The sequence below is a fragment of the Bacillus cereus group sp. MG1 genome, from assembly GCF_040460035.1.
Taxonomy (GTDB): Bacteria; Bacillota; Bacilli; order Bacillales; family Bacillaceae_G; genus Bacillus_A; species Bacillus_A cereus.
Window position 1 is genome coordinate 1 of record NZ_JARVGY010000012.1, and the last position, 9,463, is coordinate 9,463.

The following is a 9,463-nucleotide window of genomic DNA, read 5'->3' on the forward strand; positions in this document are numbered from 1 at the left end:
ATATATCCATTGCTGATATAAAGTATTCTTCAGCTAATTCGTATTCTTGTAGATGTGTGCATGATAATCCAGAAAGGTTATTACAATAACCTATGTTTAATTCATATCCTTTGTATTTAGAAAAGATTTCTTTTGCTTTAGATGCTTGTTTAATGGCTGGAACATATTGTTGATTATGGCAACTGAATGTCGAAAGTTTATAATAAAATTCAGCATGTTCTAATTGGTCCGGTATTTCTTTTAATTTTATTTCAGCTTTGTCATAGTATTTTCTTGCTAAGTTGTAGTTTCCGATGCTAGTTGCGTGTATGGCTTTAAAAAAGAAATAATAGTATGAGAGAAGATTATCTGTAGGTGTGTTAAAAGATTCAATTTTGTCGAAGCTATTTTTACCAATACTTAAGTGATCCATTAGATATTGATGGCGAAAATCTAATAGTGAATAGTATAAAAGTAGATTTTGGTCTTCTTCTATGTTGTGGATTTTTTTATCAATTTCTAACCTTAATTTATGTGCATTACCTAAATGTCTAGCACGAATTTCGATATACCAGTCATTTAACATGTTTGTGATTTGTTCATTATTTTTTGTTTGAACGTCCACAAAGTAGCCCCCTTTTTACAAATGTATATTATTTCCACTCATTTTATCATGTCTCGACATATATTTACTTTATTAAATTTGATATATATTATTTTTAATATTCAGTAAATTACGGTTGAAAATTATACCCATTAACAAAGAAACCTTAAGTATTAAGGTTTCTTTGTTAATGGGTATAAATAAGGTATTTGTCTTATTGACATTTTTAGGATATCAAAAATGTATGAATTTGTATATATTTCTTTTTGTGAATATAAAAAGTCAGACAAGATACAACAAAAAAAGCCATTCATGCTATAATTGAGTTGCTTAGACAACAACTATAGTGAAGGGGCTTTTTTTGTATCTTAAAAGATTATTAGAGTATCAGACTCAAAGAAAATAATTCTAATTACATAATAACAAAATAAAAGTCTCTTTGCTAGTTGTAAAAACTAGAAGTGGAGAGTTATTTATGAAAAAAATAGTGGATTTTTCAGAAGTTGAGAAAAATGCGAGAAAACGTGATTTAGAGATTGAACGGAAGAAACATGAGAATCATTATACGAAAGAGCAAGAAGAAGGATTAGGACAAGCTCTTGAAACATTACAAAATCTTACGGGTGCTGAGTATTATGTAGGACGTAAACGAGATCCATTTGCTCAGGTGGAATTTTCCCAAATCATTCAAGCTAATGTACGATATTTAATTAAGATTGGATATTTAACTAATGCTGAACGTTTGTTACTTTTAGATTTGAGTTGTTATGTAGAGGTTGGAACGCATGTTTTAGTTGAAAAAGATGTTGATAGTATTGATAGAGATGTAATTAATAATGCTTCGGTTACTTATCTTGCTGAGGAGACTTATAGAACTAGGCATGGCTTAAGTAAGTTGATGAAGAATTTAAAAGATAAAGGAATATTAGCTTGTGCCGAAAGTGGCTTTTCTGATGAATCAGGAAGAGTTTGTACAAAACGAACTTGGTTAGTAAATCCTAATATTATTTGTGCTTCAAGAAAAACATCAATTGATAGAGTTACGAAACATATTTTTAAAGGTATTTTGAAGAATTTCACATTAGATTCAGATTCTAAAAAAATACATAATTTACCGGTTTATTTTTTTTGAGAGATACTCTAGTATTTCTCTTTTTTTTATGTTAGAACCGAACAAACTTTCGTACTAAAATTTGTACACTAGTGTGCAAAAATTTGTACACTCCCCCCCTCATGAACCCTTGATAACACTGACTTTTTTTTTTTTCCTTCTTACTCTTATATATATATGCTCTTTCGTTCCATATTTTTGTTGTTTTTTGAGGTTAAGATACGTTATATTTCCACGCTATATTTAGATAAAAATCCGAAGGATTGCCCCTTTTTGTAGTTTCCGTGCTTCGCTATCGTACTGGCTAGCCAAAATAGGCTATCATGGGGATTCTCATTGTAAAGGGTTTGGCTACGCCCGTTCCGCTATGCTACACGCCCTTTACAATGAGCCTCCACCCCATGACTTATTTGCCAGTGCGCCAGCTCTGGCCGCTTAGCATGGGAAACTACAAGGGGCGTTCCTGATTAAATAATAGATTTCAAAACGATAAAAATAAAAATAACAAAACCTTTTGAAAATCACAAAATATAAAGATTGAAAAATTATAAAAGAAACAAACATTTGATTTCATCAAACGTTTGTTTAAAAATAGCCGCGCTATGGCGCGGCTATTTGCAAAGACCTATGAAAAAACATATAGAAAAAATTATGATATATAGTTCCATACTTATTTTCCATAGTTTGCATGTAGACTGAAGTTGCATTTAGACGCTGTATATAGCCGATTCCCCGCCCCTCTCCTTCTTTTCTTCGCTATTGCTACGAACCTCCTGACCACTCACATACTACGTCTACATGTGAGTGGTCAGGAGGTCAGAAGGAGAGGGGCGGGGAATATGAGAATTGAGTAAGAGAAATAGAGTAGAAGAATAAGAGAGAAAGAGAGAAGAATAAGTGTAAAATAGAAAGAAGGGATAGACGAATAGTAAGTATGGAAATAGATATGGAAGACGATGGTAAGAATATGGTAAAATAATAGGTGGTAAAGATAAGAGATTGGAAGAGTAGATGTATAGAAGGATAGAAGAGTAGGAGAGGGAAATATGGCAATTACGAAGAGAGATATAGAGATAGTAGAGTGGGTAAATTTGCATGGGTTTGTATTGGCAGAACAGGTACAGGAGTTTTTTGGTTTGGGAAAGACGGTTGTTTATAGGAGATTAAAAGAGATGGTAGAACAGGGGGTATTGAAGAGGGAGAGGATTTTATATGATTATGGAAATGTGTATTGGGTAACGAAAGATGGTGTGGAATTGTGTGAGAGTGAGATGGCAGCGGGGAAAAAGCCGAGTGTAAACAATTTTGTGCATGATAAGAAATTAGTGGATTTGTCGGTAAAGTTGTTAAAAAAATATGAGGGATCAAGTTGGATAACAGCAAGACAGATTAAGTCTAGATTAGTTCGGAAGGCAAGTGAAAAAGATAAGTTTAAAGCGTTAGCTATGAGAGTAGCAGATGGAATATTGATTGTGAATGGAAAGAAGTATGCAGTGGAGTTAGAGTTGTCATTGAAGAATCGAACAAGAGTGAAACAGATTATAGGAGATTATGCAGAGAGAATTGCAAAAGGGCAGTATGTGAGTGTGATTTATGTTGTAGAGAAAGAAAGCATTGCAAAAGTATTACGGGAAGAAATGAATCAAACAGTTGTATCAGATAGATTTCAAATTATGACATTTTAATTTAGGTTAACCTTAGTTAACTAGGTTATTTAAGGTTAACTTTTAAAGAGAGGAATATAAATATGGCAACTAATCAGTATGAAGAAAATCGAAATTCATTAGAATGGATTCGTTTTGCAGCAGTTATATGTTTTACAAGTGGTTACCTTATTGCAATTATTTTTAAAAAGATAGGTGAATTAGCACAAGTAGGGAAATTAGAGAAACGAATTGTATTTTGGATTGCATTTGGATTTTCGATTTTATGGGTATTGAATGATTTTCAGACATTGTTAGCATCTAGTGTTGTGTCATTTGTGATTTCATTTGTAGAAAATTATTTTCAAGTATTGCCAATGGAACTGAAGCATTTTGTATTTGCTATTTTTCCAGAGCATAATACGTTGTTAGCTTTTTTAGTGAATGGTGTTAAAACAGCGGGGTTAGTAATTGCGATTGAAAATGTGTTTAAATGGGCAACTAGAGTTGATGAATCAACTGTACAAAATAGTCCCTCTTTAGAGCGAGAGAAACAAGAAAAGAGTTTGGCCAATAAGGTTATTGTGAATTTAAAAGAAAAACAACAAGAAAAAAGCTATCAAAAAGAAATGGATCGTGGGGAAATTCCAAAAGGTGTACGTTTAGGAAGAACTATGACTGGCGGTCAAGAAATCATACTAACACCAGATGTTTTAAAGAAACATATTGGATTAGTTGGAACAACTGGCTCGGGTAAAACGATAACGATTAAAACATTTTTGGAATATGCAATTTTAAAGAAGCAAGCAGGGATTTTTATTGATGCAAAAGGAGATATGAAACTTGCGGAAGAAATTCGGAAGTTTGCTGAAAAGCATAAACGTCCTTTTTATCATTTCAATACAGATGGAGTTGGGATGCACTATAATCCTTTGGCTGTAGGGACTCCAACAGAATTAACAGATAAAATTTTAACGTTGTCTGATTGGTCTGAAGAGCATTATAAGTTATCTTCTCAGGAATTTTTACAATATTTGTTCCGTGTTTTTGAAGCTAGGAATGTAAAAGCAACTTTAACAAGCGTCTCTCAATATTGTGATGCTGATGCTTTAATTGGATTAATTACAAGCCAATCAGAAATAGAAGTACATGAAGAAGCGCCTAAAAAGGTTGTTGTTAGCGATTTAAGTGATACAGATAGTTTAGTGTTGTTTGATGATGAAAAAATTGATGTAAGCAAATCTGATCCTTCTGAGAGTATTTTCAAACGTGATGAAGTTTTCAATTTGATTCCAAAAATTAAGCGGATTGATAAAAAGGCAATTGAAGGTTTGGCCAGTCGTGTTTCTATTTTGGCTGAAGGAGATTTTCGACATTTGTTCCAGGAAGAAGTGGGAAATACAATCGCATTACATCAAGTGTTAGAAGAAAGAGGGATGGTTATTTTTACATTGGATAGTTTGCGATATCCGGAAGGCGCTCGACAACTTGGAAAAATGATTGTGAATGATTTAAAAACGAATGTGAGTAGTCATATGAAACACAGAGAAGGTGAACATGTAACAGTTGCTATTGATGAATTTAATGTACTTGTTACGCAGCAAGTTATTGATGTCATTAATAAATCTCGTGGTGCAGGATTTGAGGCATTGCTTGCTTTTCAATCCTTAGCAGATATAGAAACAGTGAGTGAGCATTTACGAAAACAAATCATGCAAAATTGTAATACTTTAATTGTTCAAGCACAGAATGATCCAAGTGATGCAGAAGAATTGGCAAAGGCAATTGGTACAGCTGATAGTTTAGATTTTACTTATCAAGTGGATATGGCTCAGGGCGTAACGGGATTGGGAAGTATGCGAAATGTGAAAAATTTTGTGTTCCATCCAGATGAAATTAAAGCATTACAGACTGGGGAAGCTTTGGTGAAAATAAAGCAAGGTGATAAACTAGTAAGGAAAAAAATTAAGGTAAGAATGGTAAAATGGGAGGATTAATTACGTGTTAATGTTAACAGCTTTTGTGAATTGGATTATTATATATATGCTTTTAGCCTTATTGTGACAAAGGGATTATTAAAAACAGCAAATGAGGAAGAGCTTGCAGGGATTCTTGCTCATGAACTTGGTCATTTGAAATATGGGGATAGTAAGCGTTCTGTCATGGCGCATACGTTGAATACAGCGGGTACAGTAGCTACATGGATATTAGTGGCTATGGCAACGATTTTATCTCTTCTCTCGAATCGTGTTCCGATTGTGGCTGTATTAGCGGCGCTTGCAGCGGTTGTATTAAAAGCCATGCAAGTCGTTTTACATCGAGTTGCTGATTTATCGTTTCGAGTTGTTGGAAGAAAAGAAGAATTTCGAGCGGACGCGTATGCAGTTGAATTAGGAATGGGAGCAGGTTTGTTGTCCTTTTTAGAAAAAATAGAAGGAACTGAAGGTTCTCCAAAAGGGATCTGGGCGCGTTTAGAAGCGACTCATCCACCTGTAGCATTTCGAATTGAACAGATAGAGATTTCGTTAGAAGAACAACAGAAAGAAACGATATTATAAAGGAATTTATGATATAATAAATATTCATCACTAACTAACTTTAAGGGCTTCATCCTTTTAAAAATCTCTGTATATGTGTGCATATACAGAGATTTTTTGCGTTTATGTACTTGTAAGTATGGTAAGATTGATAAGACTACATTTGAAAATGTGGGTTCAAGTTGCTGTTTGACTGAATTGCACCAAAAAACCAATTCCATTACACGGGAATTGGTTTTTTGGGTGAAATTTAGTATATTTATTGCTAGCCTAAAGGAGATTCGTTTCTTTCTAATTTAGTATAACTTAAATAGAAAGAAAATTCAAAAATAAGAGAATGAATATTTACATATTTTCAAATTAAACAACAAAAATGTAAGGATATGGGTTATAATGAGTTAAGAAACATTCTCCTGTTCCTATGTTTCTATTGATTGTTATTTTTATCTGTTTTTGGTGCAAAGTCTGTAGATAGATTTTGCACCCCCCTTCATTTTTTATATTTATATACGGATATTAAGATTTTGTGTATAATGATTATGTCTGTAGTTTCTTTTAATTCGTTTATATAAAGGGCAATTCCTGTTTTTTTAAGGAATTGCCCTTTTGTGTGCCTTTTATAAATCAATACAGTATATGTGACAATAGATGAGAAGGTTCTTATTATATGGAAATATACAAGTTAATACAAAAAGAAATAGCATGTTTTCTTTTTTAAAAAACAAAGATTCTTTTATATTTTGTTTATTTTCAATGAGACATACTCAAATTTTATAATAAGAGCATATTTTTATAAAGTATCTTCTTCTTTTGAACAGAATAGAAGAATGCAAGAGATGACTTTTTGCTGGATATAAGTGATACAGATAGTTTGTATATTTGTATCACTTATCCATTTAAAAATAAAAGAATAAATTAATACATAATTTTGAATTAATACAAAAAAATGTAAAAACACAGATGGTAGGTAGTAAAATCCTTTTCTATGTTTCTGTTGATAAAATTCCACTTTTAGAATCATTAGACAAAAGTGTTAATATATAGGTTATAATAAAGAGGTAATAAGTTCAGTTTTCTGAGTTTAATATGTGTATTTAAATGAGCGATCGGTTTTGTTTGTTTTGTAGGAAAATGAGAAGTCTTTTTAAAAAGACTTCTCATTTTTATGGATGGAAGGAGTGATATATATTATAAACTATTATTCTTATCATCAAATGTTTTTAATTTTTATGACGGTTATAGCTATATTTTTATATATTCTATATGTGAACAGACCGACTTCAAAAAATAAATGGAATCTTTTGATCGTAGTGTTTTTATTTTTTTTTATTAATTATTTATAGTTTTTTTGTAGTAAAGCTAAAGTAAACTTTTAAATATTAGTTTACTTTCAAAGTTTTGATTTTATAGGCTCGTAAGAGGTTTTTAGAAAAATAGATATTTCCGTAAGGAAAGTATACATTCAGAACACGAGAATGAAAGGATTTCCACGCCCGACCTTTGCCCCCTAGTCTTCGCAGTACGGAGTGGCGCACTGGCATAGGAAACACAGGTTGGAGGCTCGATGTAAAGGGCATGAAGCGTAGCGGAATGGGCATAGCCGAACCCTTTATATGGAGACCGCCTGTGTTAGCCTATTCGGGCAAGCCAGTCCGGTTTGCGAAGTGGGGGTAAAGAGAAGGAGGGCATAAAGTGGATAAAAAACAAAAAATCTAAGCTTGTAAGCTTAGATTTTTTGTTTTTTATGTAGCATTTAATAATAAGAAAAGCCATGTAATGAAAAATGCTACAACTAAGGGAATTATTTTTAAAAAGATTAATAGGTTTTTATTTAAGTAGGTGTATTTTTTTTTGTTGAAAATATATTCTAGGCTAACTGTTATACAAATAAGGATCAGTATAATTAAAATAGATTTCTTGAACAGTAAATTAGATACCAAATTATATAAACTAAGACCTAAGAGTACGATTATAGATGCAAATAATCGAATGTTTTTTTTCATAAATCGTTCTCCTTTTTCATTTATTAGTTACGGTGTATGTGTGGATGTCCTGTCCATGTAATTCCAACTGTGACGCCTTTTCCTTTGTTAACAACAGCTAATGTAGCAGCTCCAAGTCCAACTATAGCTGCAATTAATCCCAATGGTACTGAAGCTGGTATTGTTACATATCCAGCTGCTGCTAATTCGGCTGCAACCCAAATTGCTGCACTACCCCATGCCATTGCTTCAGCTAGTGATTGAGTTTCAGAATTACTTAGTTTTAATCCGAATCCCCATCCATAAAAACCAGCTGAAGAAGATTGTAATTCTTTGAATTGACTTAGGTCATTATTAACATATGAATTTAGTGCTTGTGTTGTGGAAAGTTTTCCAGGGTTTCCTTGTTCATTTTTTTCTAGAGTGAAATATCCTTTTTTAATGTATTCATTTTCTAAGTTTAATCCATTTAAGAAGTTTTGATATTCCTCATTTGTTATACCAATTTCATCTGCTGTTGCATTAATATATAAAAGTCCTTCTGCATTTACTTTTACATATGGAGTAAATGTTTTTGTTGTGTTAAGTGTTTGATTAAATTGTTCGTTTGTTTGAATGGGAATAAAGTTATTGTTTTGATTGTTTTGTTTTTCTTGTACTTGTTCTGTTTTTACTGGTGTTTCTTTTTGTGTTGCGGCTTGCGAAATGCTAGGTGATAAACTACCGATTAACAAAGCTCCACTTAAAACTGCTGAAATTTGTTTTATTTTCATTATAAAACCACCTTTTTTGTAATTTGGAATATATTAGATTCCTATTACATTTTATTTCATATTTATAAATAATGTAATATTATGTTAAAAATTGTAATATTATGCTTATTTATCAAAACCTTGAAACATGTGATTTTTTTATAAAAAAAACCTTCTGAAGTAGAAGGCTTTTTTGTTTGTATGCTTAAAGTTTTAAAATCAATTAGTTAACCACCAGTGTTTCCATGTGAATATTGTATTATGTTTTTTTCAGCGGATATTTGAGTTTCTTTTGATGTATTTGTGTTTCCTAAGGTTAAGGTGAAAGCAGTTATGATCCCTAGTAAGTAAAAAGTTGTTTTTTTCATTTTAGTGCCTCCTTATCTTGTTTTTTTTGGTTAGCTTTTGAACTTAGGTAAAAGTATTTGCTTGCTTTTTCATGATTATCTTCACGATAAAATTTTAATGCTAATTTTTCATTATATTCGTGAACATACTCATATATATTTTCTTGTTCGAAATATTTGTTACCTGCTATTACTAGTTTTTCTAAATTTTCTCCAGGGATTTCTTCATTTATTGCTTTTAAAATTTTGAAGTGATGTTGATATTCTTCATTTTCAAGTTCTGTACTAATTTGTAGGCCTTGTTCAAATAGTTCTGATGCTTCGTTCTTATTATTTAGTTTTGAATGTTCACATGCTTCAATTAAGATTGCTCTGTAGTTATTTGGTGATTTTTGAATAACTTCGGATAAATAACGAATTGCTAATTCTGATAAATTTTGTTTTGCATACATAAATCCTAGGTTATGACGAACATATAAAATAGCTTGTTCTTCTTTTTCTTTTTGGA

The 9,463-nt window shown here is 31.8% G+C and carries 7 protein-coding genes and 1 pseudogene; 4 read left to right on the forward strand and 4 right to left on the reverse strand.

Annotated features, from left to right (window positions below; all coding sequences use genetic code 11):
* On the reverse strand, positions 1 to 604 hold a 604-nt coding region (locus QCI79_RS34815; protein ID WP_483298936.1), incomplete at its 3' end, for a response regulator aspartate phosphatase.
* 454 nt (positions 605 to 1,058) lie between these two features.
* On the opposite strand from QCI79_RS34815, the gene QCI79_RS34820 reads away from it, so the two are divergent.
* The 4 genes from QCI79_RS34820 to QCI79_RS34835 all read left to right on the forward strand — a co-directional run bounded on the left by QCI79_RS34820 (position 1,059) and on the right by QCI79_RS34835 (position 5,895).
* Entirely contained in the window at positions 1,059 to 1,715 is a 657-nt protein-coding gene (locus tag QCI79_RS34820) for a hypothetical protein (protein WP_021729703.1), read from the forward strand.
* A gap of 1,025 nt (positions 1,716 to 2,740) precedes the next feature.
* On the forward strand, positions 2,741 to 3,379 hold the full coding sequence (locus QCI79_RS34825) for a helix-turn-helix domain-containing protein (RefSeq protein ID WP_021729419.1): 639 nt from the start codon (positions 2,741 to 2,743) through the stop codon (positions 3,377 to 3,379).
* Between the two features lie 62 nt (positions 3,380 to 3,441).
* The gene (locus QCI79_RS34830) at positions 3,442 to 5,334 is read left to right on the forward strand and encodes a type IV secretory system conjugative DNA transfer family protein (protein ID WP_021729418.1); all 1,893 of its coding nucleotides are present in this window, start codon (positions 3,442 to 3,444) and stop codon (positions 5,332 to 5,334) included.
* A 30-nt stretch (positions 5,335 to 5,364) separates the two neighbouring features.
* Positions 5,365 to 5,895: a M48 family metalloprotease gene (locus QCI79_RS34835; RefSeq protein WP_021729417.1), complete on the forward strand. Its 531-nt coding sequence runs from the start codon at positions 5,365 to 5,367 to the stop codon at positions 5,893 to 5,895.
* 2,005 nt (positions 5,896 to 7,900) lie between these two features.
* Here the strand turns inward: QCI79_RS34835 and QCI79_RS34840 are convergent.
* From QCI79_RS34840 to QCI79_RS34850, 3 genes and pseudogenes are all read right to left on the reverse strand, one after another.
* The gene (locus tag QCI79_RS34840; RefSeq protein WP_021728966.1) at positions 7,901 to 8,629 is read right to left on the reverse strand and encodes a hypothetical protein; all 729 of its coding nucleotides are present in this window, start codon (positions 8,627 to 8,629) and stop codon (positions 7,901 to 7,903) included.
* Between the two features lie 206 nt (positions 8,630 to 8,835).
* Positions 8,836 to 8,976: a hypothetical protein gene (locus QCI79_RS34845; RefSeq protein WP_023901786.1), complete on the reverse strand. Its 141-nt coding sequence runs from the start codon at positions 8,974 to 8,976 to the stop codon at positions 8,836 to 8,838.
* Positions 8,973 to 9,463, reverse strand: a pseudogene (locus QCI79_RS34850) (tetratricopeptide repeat protein); the annotation flags it as partial. The gene QCI79_RS34845 and the pseudogene QCI79_RS34850, both read right to left, overlap by 4 nt.